Raw genomic sequence first — 15,230 nt, forward strand, 5'->3', positions numbered from 1 at the left:
TGCCGTTATCCCCTACGACCTGTAGAGGAGTTCCTGACATGACCCAGAAAATTGAAGGCAATCTACCGACCGCTGCCACCCTTCGCACCGCGGCCACGAGCAGCAAGATCGTTCCGGCCGGTGAAGATCGCGCGTCCCCGATTGCAGCCTTACCGCCCACCGACAGCGTCAAGCTGACCGGCGAAGCCACCAATCTGCAGAACCTGCAGCGCGAGCTGTCGCAGTCCTCGGCGATCGACACCGGTCGCGTCCAGGCTGTGAAAGACGCCTTGCAGAACGGCAGCTACTCCATCAACCCGGATGCCATCGCCAGCCGCATGATGGATCTGAATCAGCAACTGGCGGGTTGATCCCCGACTAAAAGGATGAACGTGAACGAGTTCCTGCAACGTCTCAGCGATGCGCTGGCCGGCGAACGCCAGGCATTACTCGAGAACGACATCGACGGGTTGATGCGGCACACGCAGGACAAGCTGTCGGCGCTGCGCGCGCTTGAAGCGCGAATGCCCGAAGGCGAAGAAGAGCGTCTGCGTGAGCTGGCCGAAGCCAATCGTGCCAATGGTGCGCTGCTGGCACGCCGCCGCCGCGAAGTGAACTGGGCGCTGCGTCACCTGGGGCGAACCGAAAGCGCGCCTTCTTACGACGCCAAGGGCCAATCCAACGTACTGCGCGGCGGACGCTCGCTGGCAGTCGCCTGAGGTAGCCGTCACTGCAGCGGGCGCACGCACCCAGGTGCTGCGCGCACGCAGGCCACGCAGGTTTGCTACGGTCGACACTGCCGGCTGGCAGACACCGTGCGCAATCGACCGACGGAAAGGGACGGCGTGGAATCACCGCTGTTCCAATGCACGCACGCACGCCATGCCGATCAGCGGTCGCGCCTGGCAACTGCCAATAGAGCAGTTTGAAGACTGCTCCAAGAACGGCTAACAAAACGTAGCGAGCAGCCGTTGGTGTGTGTCTAGGGCGCGGAGGAACCGGAGTGTACGAACGGTACATGCCGCACCGAGCACCGGCCGCGCCCGCCTAGTAGCTGCACCGGTCCTGTTGCTAGCTGCTCTAAGACCAAGTGGCGATATGGCTGCCCTATGGTTCGGCGTATATTGAAGCGTCCCTGCTGCCGCCGTGTCCCGTGACCGCCAAGTTTTTTCTCAATCAAGCATTGTTGCCGTCTTCGACCATCCTGCGCGCATTCGGCGACCAGATGCTTGAAGGCGTCTTGCTGTTCCGGGCCGATGGGCAGCTGATTCTGGCCAACGCCGTCGCGCGTCAGAGCCTGTGCAAGGAAGACCCCGCCGACGATCGCAATCTGGGCGAGCGGATTTCGCAGGTGCTGCCATCGGATGCGCTGAACCAGGCGCGCAGCAAGGGCAGCTGGACCGGCAGCCTGCCGGTAGCCGACCGCGTGGTCATCGCGCACCTGTATTACAACGAAGAGCAGGGCGTCGGGCATTTTCTGGCGTTGTTCCACAACATCGAAGGCCAGCAGGATTACGAGCGCGAGCTGCAACAACGCCACGCCGAACTGCGCCAGGCCTACATGCGCTTGAACGGCGCACAGGACAAACTGCTGCAGTCGGAAAAAATGGCCTCCATCGGCCAGTTGGCGGCCGGCGTGGCGCATGAGATCAATAATCCGATCGGCTACGTGCACTCCAATCTTGGCAGCCTGCAGGAGTACCTGCGCAGCCTGTTCACCCTGATCGAAGCCTACGAGCGCGCGCTGCAGGCGCCGGACCCGAAGGCCTTGATTCCGGAGATCGACGAAATCCGCAACCGTGCCGATATCGACTTCATCAGCCGCGATCTGCCGCAGTTGATGGCCGAATCGCGCGAAGGCATCGAGCGGGTTACCCGCATCGTGCGCGACCTCAAGGACTTCTCGTACTCGGACCGTTCCGAGTCGTGGAAGATGGTGGACCTGCATGCCGGCCTCGAATCCACGATCAACATCATCTGGAACGAGCTCAAGTACAAGGTGACGCTGGAGCGCAATTACGCCGAGCTGCCGCTGGTGGAATGCCTGCCATCCGAGCTCAACCAGGTCTACATGAACATGCTGCTTAACGCCGGCCAGGCGATTGTCGAGCGCGGCACCATCACCGTCACCAGCGGACGCGATGAAGCTGAAAACGTGTGGATCCAGTTCCAGGACAGCGGCGCCGGCATCGCCCCGGACCTGCTACAGCGCATTTTCGACCCGTTTTTCACCACCAAACCGGTCGGCAGCGGCACCGGCCTGGGGTTATCGATCTCCTACGGCATCATCAACAAGCACCACGGCCGTATCGACGTCGAAAGCGTGCCAGGGCAGGGCGCCAGCTTCCGCATCGTGTTGCCGATCCGGCAGCCGAAGTAGCGCTGACGCGCTGGGAATCGGGAATCGGGAGAGCGGCATGCGCTGGTGCTTTGATTTTGAGGCACGATTTGGCACGTGGAGAATCAAGCGGTAGATATCTGCTCTACCAATTCTCCATTCCCGATTCCCTATTCCCGGCCGTTGCGTAGCTCGTCATGGGTGCGGAAGGCCTGGCGAATATGCTCGCGCAGTTCGTCGTCGTTCCACGGCTTGGTCAGGAAGCGGTAGATCGCGCCACGGTTGATCGCCTCGGTCACCGTGGCCAGGTCGGTGTAGCCGGACAGCACCAGACGCACGGTATCGGGGTAGAGCATTTTGACGCGGCCCAGGAACTCGGTGCCGCTCATATCCGACATGCGCTGGTCCGACAGAATCACCTGCACATCGTTGGTGGCCAACAGGTCGAACGCATCGCGCACGTTGCCGGCCGCCAGGATGCGGTAGCCGTCGCGGCGGAACAGGCGTACCAGCGAGCGCAGCACGTTTTCTTCGTCGTCCAGCAGCAACAAGGTGCGGTCCGGGCGGCTTTCGGCGAACGATTCCGGACGCAGATAGCGCCGACGCAGTGCCATGCCGGCGGACTCCGCCGACATCGGTTCTCCGAACAGATAGCCCTGGAAGATGTCGCAATCGTTGCGTCGCAGAAAGCCCAGTTGCGCTTGCGATTCCACACCATTGGCGATCACCGTCATGCCCAGCTGGTGGCCCATCGCGATGATGGCGCGCGCAATCGCTGCCTCACGGCTGCCGGCCGGCGCGCTCTTGATGAAGCTGCGGTCGATCTTGAGCCGGTCGACCGGGTAGCGCACCAATGCGCTCAGACTGGAATCGCCGGTGCCGAAGTTGTCCAGACTCAGGCTGATGCCTTCGTTGCGCAGGTTGGCCATCGTCTCGTGGACGAAGTTGACGTTGTTGGTCAACGCGCTTTCGTTGATTTCCAGGGTCACGAACTGCGCCGGCACGCCCGCCGTTTGCAGCATGGCCATCACTTCGTTGAAGAAGCCCGGCCGCAGCAATTGCAGCGTGGAGACATTGACCGCAATGCTGAAATCGTCGAAGCCCTGGTCGCGCCACAGCCGCGCCTGACGCACTGCGTTCTGCAGCACCCATTCGCCGATCTGCACGATCACGCCCAGCCGCTCTGCGGTGCGCATGAAGCGCTCCGGCACCAGCATGCCCAGCGTGGGCGATTGCCAACGCAGCAGCGCTTCCATGCCGACGATGCGGCCGTCGCGTGCGCTGACCAGCGGTTGGTAGCGCAGGCGCAGTTCGCCATGCGGGATCGCATCGACGATCTGCCGCGCAATGATGCTCTCGCTATGCGCGTTGGTCGCCGAGTTGCGCGTGTACAAGCGCACCGTGTTGCCGCCTTCGCGCGCGGCCTGATAGCTGGCTTCTTCGGCGTAGTCGAGCAGGATGGAGAGCGAGGTCGAGTGTTCCGGACACAGGCTGATACCGACCTTGCCGGTCATGAACAACGTATACGGCAGCACGGATAACGGCAGTTCCAGCTGCTGGCGAATCTCTTCGGCAAAATCTTCCGGCAGCGGCGTGTCGTCGCGGCGCACCGCCACGATGATCATTTCGTCGCTGCCGTGGCGCCACAACTTGCCGCGCGTGCCTAAAAACTCCTGTAGACGGCGTGCGGCCAGCGTCAGTGCCTGATCGCCGACCTCACCACTCATGTTCTCGTTGATCGAGGCAAAGTGATCGATGTCGACATGGAAGATCATCAACGGCTGGCCGCCGGATGCGGCCGCGTCGACCAGATGCAGTAATTCGGGGTTGCCTGCGCCCAGGCGTGTCGGTTTGACGATTTCCAATCCGGGCGGGATTACGGGGCTCCACATGACTCAACGTCCACCATCTTCGTGGACGGACTCGCCGGCCGGGTGATAGGGCAGGCGCAACGTCACGCGCGTGCCTGCTCCGGGTGCTGAGTCTATCGCGAGCACGCCACCGACGGTTTGCGCACGCTCACGCATCACGATCAGTCCAAGTCCGCGCGGGCCTTCCGGCTCGAACCCGTCGCCGTCATCGCTGACTTCCAGACGGAACGTCTCGCTGTCGATCGATTGCAGACTCATGCGCACTTCGCCGGCGCATGCGTGTCGCAAGGCATTGGTCAGGCTTTCCTGGGCAATGCGGAAGCAGGCCTGTTCGATTTCGTTGCCGGGGCGTACGTCGAGCGCCTGGATATCCAGCTCCAACCGGACCTGCGAGGCGCGGAACAGCATCGAGGCCTGCCAACGCAACGCTGCTTCCAGACCCAGCGCATCGAGTTGCGGCGGACGCAACAGCATCGACAGATTGCGCAGCTTGTTCACGGTGGAATCGGCCAGCGACACCACTTCCAGCAGATCTTCGCGGCGCGCGACCGGGTCGAGTTCGTCCAATGCCGCATGCGCGGACAACTTCATCGCAGTGATCGCCTGGCCGATGTCGTCGTGCAGATCGCGCGAGATCGCACGGCGTTCGTCTTCCTGCAACGAGAACAGCCGCTTGGCCATCGCCTGCAACTCGGCATTGCTCTCGGCCAGCGCATCGCGCATGCGCTCGGGCTCGCTCAGGTCGCGTACCACCAGCAGCTTGCAGCTGCGCCCGCCGTAACGGATATCGCCCGCCGACAGGCCAGCATAGAACGTGCTGCCATCGCGACGGCGCATCGCCCGTGCACTGGACACCGGCTCATTGCGATCGCTGCCGGCACGCAGATACTCGCGCACCACCGATAGGTCGGAATCGCCGACCAGCGTCTGCAGCGGCTCGCCCAGAATGGTTTCGCCCTGAAAACCGAACTGGGCGGAGCCTGCCGCATTGGCGTACATCACGTGCTCGTCGGCGAGGATCAGCACGCCGTCCGGCAGCACCCGCACCAGCTCGCGGAACTGTTCCTCGCGCTCGCGCAGCAGACGCCGCGACTGTTCGCGTTCGCTGACATCCTGCAAGGTGCCATGCACATGGCTTGCGCCGCTGGGCAGGGTCACGCTCTCTGCCCGCAGATGCACGGTACGCGGTTGCGAATCGCCACCGGTGAGCGGCAGCAGCACATCGATCTGTACCTCGCCGCCGGTGCACATGTCTTCGATCATGCGTTCGATACGCGCCTGGGTGGCGGTATCGGATGCGGTCAGTAGCTCTTCCAGACGATGTTCGCGCCGATGCATCGGCACGCTGCGCCCCAGGATGCGATACACCGCCGCCGAGTAGCGGCCCAGGCCGCTGGCGCGATCCAGTTGCCACGAACCCAGTCGCGCGATGCCCTGCGCTTCTTCCAGGCGTTCCAGCGCTTCGTCGCGCAGATGCTGCGCCTGGCGTTCTTCGCTGCGGTCTACCGTCACCACCAGACGGGCAGGGCCGCTGGCCAGATGCAGCTGATTGCTGCGCACCTCGACGTGCCGCAGTCCACTGCGGGTCAGCAGATCTTCGTTCAACACGCAGGTGGTGTCGCCCTTGCCGCGGATCTCCGTGATGATGTCTTCCAGGCGCGCGCCATCGGCGTTGGGCCAGACCGCCTGCAGCGTCTGCTGCAGGAATTCGTCGCGCTCCCAGCCGAAGAATTCCAGCGCCGCCGGATTGGCGTCGAGGATGCGCATGGTCGCCAGGTCGTAGATGAAGGCCGGGCTGGGCAGGGCCAGGAACTTGGCCTGCAGCAAGGCTTCGGACTGCGCCAGTTGCGCATGTTCTTCCACGATCAGCGTCATGAAGCGCCGCAGCACCAGATGGATCACGATGCTCGACACCAGCAGAAAGCTGGCATCGGACCAGCGTTCCGGCACTGCCGCGCCAGCCAGATTGAGCAATCGGTTGCCCAGCAGCAGCCACACCACACCGATCAGCAGGTACAGACCGGTCAGCGTCCACAGGCCTTGCTGCAGGCGTTCGGCCAGGCGAAGTCGGGACACGGGAGGGGACGAGAACGCGGGCGCGGCGACAGGTTGGTGCATGGGTCCGCGGACGACCTTTGGAGCGGGCGATGCGGCCATCTTAGCCGTAAGTCGGCCCGGTTCGGTTGCGCTCGAAACACTCGCCTCAACTAATCCGCTGGACGGCCGTTATCCATTGCGACCCCGAGGCAGGGGTCGATCCTTCGGAGTGTTCCAGAGTGGACTCAGGCGTCATTGCAAGCATGCTGCAGCACCCGCTGACCTCAGCGGTGGTGTTGTTGGATGCGCATGGCCAGCCCCTGGCGGCCAATAGCGTTGCGCAGTCCCTCGGGCTGCCGGCAACCCTTGGTGCGTATGCCGAAGTGCTGGAGAGCAGTCGCGCCCAGGTGGCCGACAGCGGCGGCATGGCGGCCTGCGTGTTGCCGGGAACGGGCGGCGGACGGCTGGAAGGCTGGCTGCGCGCGGTCTGCGACGAGCACGGCAAGGTCATGGCCTTCACCCTGAGCATTCCCGAGCCGATGGGCGCCGATGGCACCAGCCGCTGGGAAATGGGCCTGGACAGCGCCGATCACGGCTTGTGGGATTGGGATATCCCCGCCGACGTGGTGTACCGCTCCGAGCGCTGGACCCGCATGCTCGGCTATTCCGAGCAACCGCTACCGAACAATCTCACCGCGTTGTCCGGGTTGATTCATCCCGACGACCACGCGCAGGTCAGCGCTGCCGTCCAGGCGCATCTGGATGGGCGCACCGATACCTATGTAGCCGAATTCCGGCTGCGCCAGCACGACGGCCAATGGCGCTGGATCCTCGATCGCGGTCGCGTGGTCTCGCGCACCGCCGATGGCCGCCCGCTGCGCATGGTGGGCACCCATACCGACGTGCATCACCACAAATTGCTCGAGCAGCAGCTGCGCGAGCAGCAGGCCCAGCTCGAAGAAGCCCAGCGCATTGCCAGCATGGGCAGCTGGAGCTGGGATTCGCTGAAGGACCAACTGTGGATCTCGCAGGACTTCCTGCAGCAGCTCGGCATGACCCAGCTGCGTCTGCACGGCGTTCGCGACCTGCTGCGTCTGCTCGCACGGCCTTCGGTGGCGCAACTGCGCGGAGCCTGGCGCAAAATCAAGCACGAAGGCCTGCCGGTGCATTTCGAGCTGGAGGTCAACGGCCTGCTCGGCGTCAATCCGCATCATCTGCGGGTCTGGGCGCAGCCGGTGTTCGATGGTGATGGCAGCATGGTGCGTGTGCTCGGCCAGTTGCAGAACGTCACCGAGCAGCGGCAGACCGATGCCCTGATCCGTTGGCGTACCGAACTGCTCAATCGCGTATCCGCGTTGGGCAAGATCGGCGGCTGCGAAATCGAGGTCGATACCCGACGCATGCAGTGGACCGAGGAGTGCTACCGCATCCACGGCTTGCGCAAGGAAAACATCACCCTGGAGCAGGCGCTTGCGCTGTACACCCAGGATTCGCGCGACGCTTTCGAAGCGGCGCTGCTGCGCATTTCCGATGGCGGTCTGCCCGAGCAGCTGGAGCTGTGCTTCTATCGCAACTCCGGTCAACGCATCTGGGTGCAGGTGCTGATCGAGCTGGATCGTCGTGAAGGGCTGCCGCCGCGGTTTGTCGCCTTGTTCCGCGATGTCACCCGCGAGCGCGAAGCCAACGAGCGCATCGAGCTGCTGGCGCATTACGACCGTTTGACCGGCCTGCCGAACCGTTTTCTGCTGCGCGAGCAGGCAGAAAACGCGATCCGCGAAGCGCACGAGCGCGGCCAGGTGCTGGCCATGCTGCTGATCGATCTGGATGGCTTCAAGAGCATCAACGATTCGTTCGGCCATGCCACTGGCGACAACCTGCTCAAGCTCGCCTCGGCGCGCCTGCATCAGCATCTGCGCAACAGCGATCTGTTCGGCCGCTTCAGCGACGACGAATTCATCGTGCTGCTGCGCGATCTTTCCGAGCCGGAAGATGCCGGCCACGTGGCGCGCAAGTTGATCAGCGCGCTGGGCGAACCGCTGCGCAAGGACCATGTCACCCTCAAGCTCGGTGCCAGCATCGGCATTGCGCTGCAGGGAGAGGGTCTTTCGGACTTCGACAGCCTGCTGCGCGCCGCCGATGCGGCGATGTACGCGGCCAAGGAATCCGGTCGCAACACCTTCCATTACTACAGCCAGGATGTGCTGCTGCGTGCGCAGCGCCGGCTGGAGCTCGAGCATGCACTGCAAGGTGCGCTCGAGCGCGAAGAGTTCACGCTGGTCTACCAGCCGCTGGTCAACACCGTGGGCGACGCATCGCCGGCGATCGAAGCGCTGATGCGCTGGAATCGCCCAGGCCATGGCCCGTGCAGCCCGGTCGAATTCATTCCGATCGCGGAAGAATGCGGCGAAATCGTGCGTCTGGGCGAATGGGTGATCGGTGAAGCCTGCCGCCAGGCGGTGGTCTGGGATCGCGCCGGGCTCCATTTCAGCCGCATCGCGGTCAATGTCTCGGCCGTGCAGTTGCGCGAACGCGGCTTTGCCGAGCGCGTGCTGGAAATCTGCCGCGACAACGGCTGGCCGCCATCGCGGCTGGAACTGGAATTGACCGAGTCGGCGCTGATTCGCGATTCGGATTCGCTGCGCCGTTGCTTCGAGTTGTTCGAGCAAAACGGTGTGCTGCTGGCGGTGGACGACTTCGGCACCGGCTTCTCGAACCTGCATTACCTCAACCGCTTCCCGGTGCAGCGCCTCAAGATCGACCGCAGCTTCGTACAGGGCATGCTCGACGACGCCAACACCGCCGAGGTCACCCAGGCCATCGTGCATCTGGGCCACGCGCTGGGCATGCAGGTTGTCGCCGAAGGCGTGGAGACCGTGCAGGAAGATGCCTTGCTGCGCCAACAAGGCTGCGACGAGATCCAGGGCTATTTCTACTCGCGCCCGTTGTCGCCGCGCGACATGGCGCAGTGGCTGCGTGAAGCCGAAGCCGGCATGCGACTGGGTGCGCGCTTGGTGATCGCCAGCTGAGGCCGGTCATGCCGCTGCCGTCGGCCATCTGCCGGCGTCGTACGGCGATGTAGGTTCCACCGGTCTGAGTTCCGGTTTGCAACGGTGATCGGCTTGCTCCAGTCGCCAAGCAGCTGCACGTTGAACATCAGAAGATCCATGCGCTGTTCAATGCACGGTGGCGGCGAAATCAATCGTTCGTTCTGGATCACGGAAGTGCTGGTCAGTCAGCCGCCGCGATCAGTGTCTTGCTGCCCGGTAAGCGCACGAACCGAGCCTTCTCACGTGGATAACACGTGTCGGATTGACGGGAAAAGTCGCCATGAGCACGAGACACATCGCCTGAAGATAGGACGGTTTGACCACGGACGAAGAGCAGGGCAGACACGCCGTCGCTGTTCCACGCCGATGAGTTGCCGCGTAACGACCAGGGCGCTCCGACTAACCAAGCGGCATCTTCGTCAGTGGAATATGGGCCAAGGATGCACACCCGATCCCACTTTCCCGGCGCGACCTGTGCCAAATCGACTTTCCCCGTCTCCGTCAATTCATCCTGGATCGCGTAGGCAATCCGTCGCGATTCGCAAGCGACCAGACAAAGAATCAAACACAGCGCAAGGCCGAAATTTTTCATAGTTAACCGATTCCGTAATTGCACCGCGTCTCAAGCCAGTGCCTGGATCGTATAAAACTTCAGCTGCCTACAAAAGGCAGATGGAGCCAGCAGGAGTTTCGGAAGTGCTGACAAAAGTGCGCTACGCGCGCCCTGGCAGTTATCGTACAAGCGCCTCGGTCGGGCACGTCGTGAATACGTGATTCGCCAGGCTCGCCTGCTTGTGTACGACGCTGCCAGAGTCACACGCCATCACCACTCCACCGACGCATGCATACCGGCGCATGATCTTTACCGCAAATGCATCGTGGTAGAGCCTCCGGACCAGGTCCTGGGCACGGCTAGATGGCCGAACTGGAAGACTCTGGAAACCGCCTGTTGAAGGTGTTCGATGCAGACATGCCGACCGCCGCACTCACGCTACGCTGCGTCTGCTGCCGGAAGTATGTGCATGTCGCGAAGCCGATATAGAAACGATGGGGCAGGGCATCAAGCAACGCCAGCGCTTCGGCAGCCTGCATGCGTCACCGTCGTACTCGTGAGGCGAGCAGGCCCTAATCGAGCGCGGGTGGCATAGCGAGGCATCGTCGGTCACAGATGCGTGCCGCGCTAGTGGCGCTGATTCCGACACGTCCACTCATGCAATGCGATTGCCGACAGCGCCATCGCCAGCCGTCTGATTCGGACGCAAGCATGGCAGCGCGGTGATGTACGTTGCGCGCGTACGGCACTAGGGCCCAGATGTACGCCGAGCGGAGCGGTTGGCTGGAAAGCCTGAGATCGGGCAGTTCAAAACAACCGGCGGGGCGCCTGCCGAGGCGCGCCCCGCCGTTGCAGGGATCAGCGTGTCGACGCGCCGACGGCGGCGCCGTCCAGGCCCAGGTCCCACGCCACGGTCGCGAACAGCAGGTCGGTTTCGCTGCAATCGCGGCGCGGGTTGATCAACGCCTTGATTTCCGCGCGGGCGGCAAGCTCCAGCCGTTCCAGTGCGGCCGGCAACCGTACCCGCCGCAGCACCGGCCTGGCCGCTTCGCTTTGTGCGATGCGCTCGGCATGGGCGGTGGCCAAGGCTGCTGCCTGCAATGCGGCAGTGGGGTCGGTATCGATGGTGGGGGCAAGGAGCGTCATGAGCGGAACACCGGGTCGTTACGGAACGACAAATCCCCGGAAAGCCGGGGAATGTCGGGATCAGAAGCTGCGGGCAGACATCGGTCTTAGAACAACTCGACCGTGCCGGCACCCATGCCCTGCTGTGCGACCGGCTTGTGCGGCGGGCGTTCCCACTCCACACGCATGTCGCGCAGACGGCTGGACACCTTGGCCAGCGACGCAACCAGGTCGCTGTCGTACACGCCGCCATTGCGATGCAGCAGTTCCTGCAGCGCCACCGCCTCACGGTTGATCGCGGTGAGGCGATCGAGGTGGGTGTGGATGCCGCTCAACGTCTGCGTGGCGATGTCCTCGAACTGCAGGGCGCGGACGGCTTCGGCCACGCTGCCATCGATGGAACGAGCGCACTCGGAGATTTCGCGCATGCCATCGCCCAACGAGGCGTTGATCTGAGCGACGTTCTCCAGCATGGCGGCCGATTCATGGCGCGCCTCGCGGGAGCGGTCCATGTGACGCGATGCCAGCTGCGAGACCGTTTCACGCACCTTGGCGATCGATTCCTTGGAGCTGTGTGCCAGCTTGCGGATCTGTTCGTTGAAGGTGGTGGAACGTTCGGACAGGTTACGCACCTCGTCGGCGACCACCGCGAAGCCACGACCGGCTTCACCGGCACGTGCTGCTTCGATGGCGGCGTTCAACGCCAGCAGGTTGGTCTGGTCGGCGATCGACTTGACGTCTTCCAGCAACGCGAAGATGCCATCCAGATGCTGTGCCATCTCATCGATGTGATGGACGGTGTTGGTGCTCTGGCCGCTCACCTGTTCCAGCGCTTCCACCAATTGCTCCATGCGGGAGCTGGCGTGCTGGGCGAAGCGAGCGACGTCGACGCCGGCACTGCCATCGTCGCCTGCGCGGTCGACGATGCGGGCCAGTGCCTGGCTTTGCTGACGCGACTTGCGGTTCATCGATTCGAAGCTGCCACCAAGACCGGACACGGCCTGGCGGATCAGTTCGCGGGCACGCTCGACTTCCGAGCGCGAACCATCGACTTCGTTGCTGACGAACGTACGCAGTTCGTTGAGCAGTTGGTCCTGCTCGCGCAGGATGCGGGTCTGGTCCGGGTTGCGCCGGAACTGGGAATACGTCACCCAGGCAGCGAAAACCAACCAACTAAGGGTCATGGTCGCCAGGATCGCCCAGCGCACCGAGGCGGGCCAGTCGAATCCGACAGCGAAGGGAAACAGCAAGGTCAGAGCCAAAGGAGCGGCTAGACGGATGAGTGGACGTGAATACATGGGCGTTCTCGGCAGAGTCACGGTTGCTGTATCGGCAATACCCCCGTTGTCTTTAGCGACGATCGCCATATCGTCTTGCCCATGCGCTTGCGGACGGCGCACGCTAGCGCCCGTTATAGGCGCCTGAAACCGCCTTGTTTACGCTACTCAGCGCAGCACGCGGTCCACCGCTTCACTCATCGCGCGTTTGGCGAACAGGAAGTCCCACAAGCTGCCCCCCATCTGCCGCCACAGGACCGCCGAGCGCACTGCCGCCAGCAACAATGCGCGGATTTCCGCGACCACGCCTGCCTGGCCCAAGTAATGCGGGTTGCCCTGCACCATGACTTTGGGGCGCAGGTGGCTGATGGTCTGCGCGTACAGCCCGCCCAGCGAACTGAGCACATCCGGATGAGCGCTGTCGTTCAGGTTCTGCGCCTGGCGTGCGGCTGCCTCAATGCCGTTGGACACCGTCGACACGGTGGTGGTGTCGCGCACGAAACGGCGCTCCAGTTGCAGCACCGCCAGCGCCAGGCGCGGCAGCACGTCGTCCTGAGCCTGGTTGCGGAAGTAGTTGTGCAACAGGCGCAGACCGGGCGCCACGGCCTCAGCCGAGCCGTAAACGGCCTCTGGCGAGGCCGCATCCACCCGGAACACGCTGTCCATGGCGGTGCGCACCGTCGCCGCTTCCGAATGCCCGGTTTCGGCGATCCGCCGCACCTGCTGCAACGCCTGGGCGACGCCGGCAAGCGCCAGCACGCGGTATTCCATGGAAACACTCATCAAGCCACACCCTCAGAGGAAAAAGAAGATCCCGCCAGCTGGCGTTCCAGCGGCGCATCGGTGGCGGCAATGACCGCACCGCCCAGGCATTCCTCGCCGTCGTACAGCACCAGGGACTGCCCGGGCGTTACCGCCCGCTGCGGCCGCTCGAACCACACCTGCACGCTGCCATCGTCCTGCACATCCACCGTGCACGGCTCGTCCGGCTGCCGGTAGCGTGTCTGCGCAGTGCAACTGAAGCGGCGCGCAGGCGGTGCGCCGGTCACCCAGTGGGCTTGCTCGGACTGCAGCCAGCGCGATTGCAGCAAGGGGCTGTCGCGGTCCTGATCCACATACAGCACGTTGCTGGCCACATCCTTGCCCACCACGTACCAGGGCGCTGCTGCCCGGCCACGCACGCCGCCGATGTTCAGGCCTTCGCGCTGACCCAGGGTGAAATAGAACACCCCCGGATGGTCGGCAATGCGCTGCCCCTGCGGGTCGCGGATCTCGCCGGTGCGGGCGGGAAGATAGCGCCCCAGGAATTCGCGGAAGTCGCGCTCGCCGATGAAGCAGATCCCAGTGGAATCCTTTTTGGCGTGGGTTGGCAGACCGGCGTCCTGGGCGATACGGCGCAGCGTGCTCTTTTCCAGATCGCCGATCGGGAACAGGGTCGCGGCCAGTTGGGTCTGCCCCAGTTGGTGCAGGAAATAGCTCTGGTCCTTGCCACGGTCCGCCCCACGCAGCAGCCGCCAGCGTCCGCCGCTGTGGGCCACCTGCGCGTAATGGCCGGTGGCGATGCGCTCGGCGCCCAGCGCCTGGGCAGCGTCCAGGAAATGCTTGAACTTGACCTCGCGGTTGCACAACACATCCGGGTTGGGGGTGCGTCCGGCGGCATATTCGGCCAGAAAGTGCTCGAACACCCCGCTCCAGTATTCGCCCGAAAAATCGCGAAAGTGGAACGGGATACCCAGCACGCCGCACACCGCCACCGCATCGCGACGGTCGTCTTCGGCGCGGCAATCGCCACTGCCGTCGTCGACCCAGTTCTGCATGAACAGCCCGGCGATGGGCTCGCCTTGCTGCGCCAGTTTCCACGCAGCCACCGACGAATCCACGCCACCCGACACGCCCACCACGATACGCGGCGTACTCATGCGACGTGCTGCACCAACGCCAGCGGGTGACGCTGCCCGGCCAGAAAGTCGGCAACCACCTGCCACACCAACGGGCTACGCAGCCGCTCGGTCGCGTCGCGCAACTCATCCGGTTTCATCCACAGCGCGCGCACCACACCGGTATCCAGGCGGCGCTCCGGGTGATGGGTCACCGCCTCGCCAACGAAGGCGAAGCGCAGGAAGCACTGGCCGCTCGGCGCCACCCACTGGTAGGTGCCGATGAAGTGGGTCAGCCGCACGTCCCAGCCGGTCTCCTCCAGGGTTTCGCGCACGGCCGCGTCCAGCAGGCTTTCGTTCGGCTCCAGATGGCCTGCGGGCTGGTTCAACAACAGCCTGCCCGCGATGGTTTCTTCCACCTGCAAGAACTTGCCGTCGCGCACCACCACCGTGGCCACGGTGACATCCGGGTGCCAGCGCTGTTCGGGCGTGCTCATCGGTCGAGCGCCTGGGCGGGCGACAGGCCGGCCATTGCATCGGTCACCGCATCGGTGCACGGGCGGGCGGCGCAACACCGCAGTGCAGGCAGGGGCGCGCGGGCATGCAGGGATGCTGCAGCAGACGGCGCCTGTCGCAGCGCGGTCGGGGTATCGGTCATCAAGGGCCAGCCGGGGAATCGGAGACAAATTGTGCGGGCCGCGGCGCAAATCGTCCAATGCGCGCGGCGATGAACCGTATAATGGCCGGATGCCCCGGAAGACATCTCACGAACACGATCATGGCCTCACGGTCGAAGCCAGCAAGCCTGAAGTGGCGCCACCGCCGCGGTATCAGGTGCTGCTGCTGAACGACGACTACACCCCGATGGACTTCGTGGTGACCGTGCTGCAGCAGTTTTTCAACCTCGATCTGGAGCGGGCCACCCAGGTCATGCTGCACGTCCATACCCGTGGACGCGGCGTTTGCGGGGTCTACAGCCGCGAAGTGGCCGAGTCCAAGGTGGCGCAGGTCAACGAGTTTTCGCGCATGAACCAGCATCCGCTGCTGTGCACGATGGAACAGACCTGAGCTGGCAGCGGGATCATTCCAGCAGCGCAACAGTGTGGCTGCAATCACGTGCTAACGC

Annotated in this window: 14 protein-coding genes and 1 other RNA gene; 5 read left to right on the forward strand and 10 right to left on the reverse strand. The window is 63.9% G+C overall.

Annotated elements, in window-relative coordinates; translation table 11 throughout:
* Nucleotides 1–38: 38 nt before the first annotated feature.
* Both flgM and ABQU90_RS17120 read left to right on the forward strand, forming a co-directional pair.
* Nucleotides 39–350: a flagellar biosynthesis anti-sigma factor FlgM gene (gene flgM / locus ABQU90_RS17115; RefSeq protein ID WP_055854427.1), complete on the forward strand. Its 312-nt coding sequence runs from the start codon at nt 39–41 to the stop codon at nt 348–350.
* A gap of 15 nt (nt 351–365) precedes the next feature.
* Nucleotides 366–698: a flagella protein gene (locus ABQU90_RS17120; protein WP_055854424.1), complete on the forward strand. Its 333-nt coding sequence runs from the start codon at nt 366–368 to the stop codon at nt 696–698.
* Nucleotides 699–924: 226 nt separating this feature from the next.
* Here the strand turns inward: ABQU90_RS17120 and ABQU90_RS17125 are convergent.
* A non-coding RNA gene (locus ABQU90_RS17125) (sX9 sRNA) lies at nt 925–999 on the reverse strand.
* 133 nt (nt 1,000–1,132) lie between these two features.
* On the opposite strand from ABQU90_RS17125, the gene ABQU90_RS17130 reads away from it, so the two are divergent.
* Complete coding sequence (locus ABQU90_RS17130) at nt 1,133–2,359, forward strand: ATP-binding protein (protein ID WP_055854422.1); 1,227 nt, start codon at nt 1,133–1,135, stop codon at nt 2,357–2,359.
* A 128-nt stretch (nt 2,360–2,487) separates the two neighbouring features.
* On the opposite strand, the gene ABQU90_RS17135 is transcribed toward ABQU90_RS17130, so the two are convergent.
* Nucleotides 2,488–4,209: an EAL domain-containing protein gene (locus ABQU90_RS17135; protein ID WP_046964054.1), complete on the reverse strand. Its 1,722-nt coding sequence runs from the start codon at nt 4,207–4,209 to the stop codon at nt 2,488–2,490.
* A 3-nt stretch (nt 4,210–4,212) separates the two neighbouring features.
* The gene (locus tag ABQU90_RS17140) at nt 4,213–6,345 is read right to left on the reverse strand and encodes a sensor histidine kinase (protein ID WP_311238843.1); all 2,133 of its coding nucleotides are present in this window, start codon (nt 6,343–6,345) and stop codon (nt 4,213–4,215) included.
* Between the two features lie 119 nt (nt 6,346–6,464).
* On the opposite strand from ABQU90_RS17140, the gene ABQU90_RS17145 reads away from it, so the two are divergent.
* Complete coding sequence (locus ABQU90_RS17145; protein WP_193552856.1) at nt 6,465–9,251, forward strand: bifunctional diguanylate cyclase/phosphodiesterase; 2,787 nt, start codon at nt 6,465–6,467, stop codon at nt 9,249–9,251.
* Between the two features lie 202 nt (nt 9,252–9,453).
* On the opposite strand, the gene ABQU90_RS17150 is transcribed toward ABQU90_RS17145, so the two are convergent.
* The 7 genes from ABQU90_RS17150 to ABQU90_RS17180 all read right to left on the reverse strand — a co-directional run bounded on the left by ABQU90_RS17150 (nt 9,454) and on the right by ABQU90_RS17180 (nt 14,601).
* Entirely contained in the window at nt 9,454–9,864 is a 411-nt protein-coding gene (locus tag ABQU90_RS17150; protein ID WP_323522971.1) for a hypothetical protein, read from the reverse strand.
* A 320-nt stretch (nt 9,865–10,184) separates the two neighbouring features.
* The gene (locus tag ABQU90_RS17155) at nt 10,185–10,364 is read right to left on the reverse strand and encodes a hypothetical protein (RefSeq protein WP_323522970.1); all 180 of its coding nucleotides are present in this window, start codon (nt 10,362–10,364) and stop codon (nt 10,185–10,187) included.
* A gap of 319 nt (nt 10,365–10,683) precedes the next feature.
* Nucleotides 10,684–10,971, reverse strand: a complete 288-nt coding sequence (locus ABQU90_RS17160; protein WP_055854412.1) for a hypothetical protein — start codon at nt 10,969–10,971, stop codon at nt 10,684–10,686.
* Between the two features lie 86 nt (nt 10,972–11,057).
* On the reverse strand, nt 11,058–12,248 hold the full coding sequence (locus tag ABQU90_RS17165; protein ID WP_055854408.1) for a methyl-accepting chemotaxis protein: 1,191 nt from the start codon (nt 12,246–12,248) through the stop codon (nt 11,058–11,060).
* A 147-nt stretch (nt 12,249–12,395) separates the two neighbouring features.
* A complete protein-coding gene (hflD, locus tag ABQU90_RS17170) occupies nt 12,396–13,010 on the reverse strand; it encodes a high frequency lysogenization protein HflD (RefSeq protein WP_055854405.1) in 615 nt (204 codons plus the stop codon).
* Nucleotides 13,010–14,146, reverse strand: a complete 1,137-nt coding sequence (gene mnmA, locus ABQU90_RS17175) for a tRNA 2-thiouridine(34) synthase MnmA (protein WP_323522969.1) — start codon at nt 14,144–14,146, stop codon at nt 13,010–13,012. Before mnmA ends, hflD begins: the two co-directional genes overlap by 1 nt.
* Nucleotides 14,143–14,601 (reverse strand): NUDIX hydrolase, encoded by a 459-nt coding sequence (locus tag ABQU90_RS17180; RefSeq protein WP_323522968.1) that lies wholly within the window; start codon nt 14,599–14,601, stop codon nt 14,143–14,145. Before ABQU90_RS17180 ends, mnmA begins: the two co-directional genes overlap by 4 nt.
* A 250-nt stretch (nt 14,602–14,851) precedes the next feature.
* On the opposite strand from ABQU90_RS17180, the gene clpS reads away from it, so the two are divergent.
* Nucleotides 14,852–15,172, forward strand: a complete 321-nt coding sequence (gene clpS, locus ABQU90_RS17185; RefSeq protein ID WP_016901748.1) for an ATP-dependent Clp protease adapter ClpS — start codon at nt 14,852–14,854, stop codon at nt 15,170–15,172.
* The last annotated feature ends 58 nt before the right edge of the window (nt 15,173–15,230 follow it).

The sequence above is a fragment of the Xanthomonas sp. WHRI 10207 genome (genome assembly GCF_040202975.1).
Taxonomy (GTDB): domain Bacteria; phylum Pseudomonadota; class Gammaproteobacteria; order Xanthomonadales; family Xanthomonadaceae; genus Xanthomonas.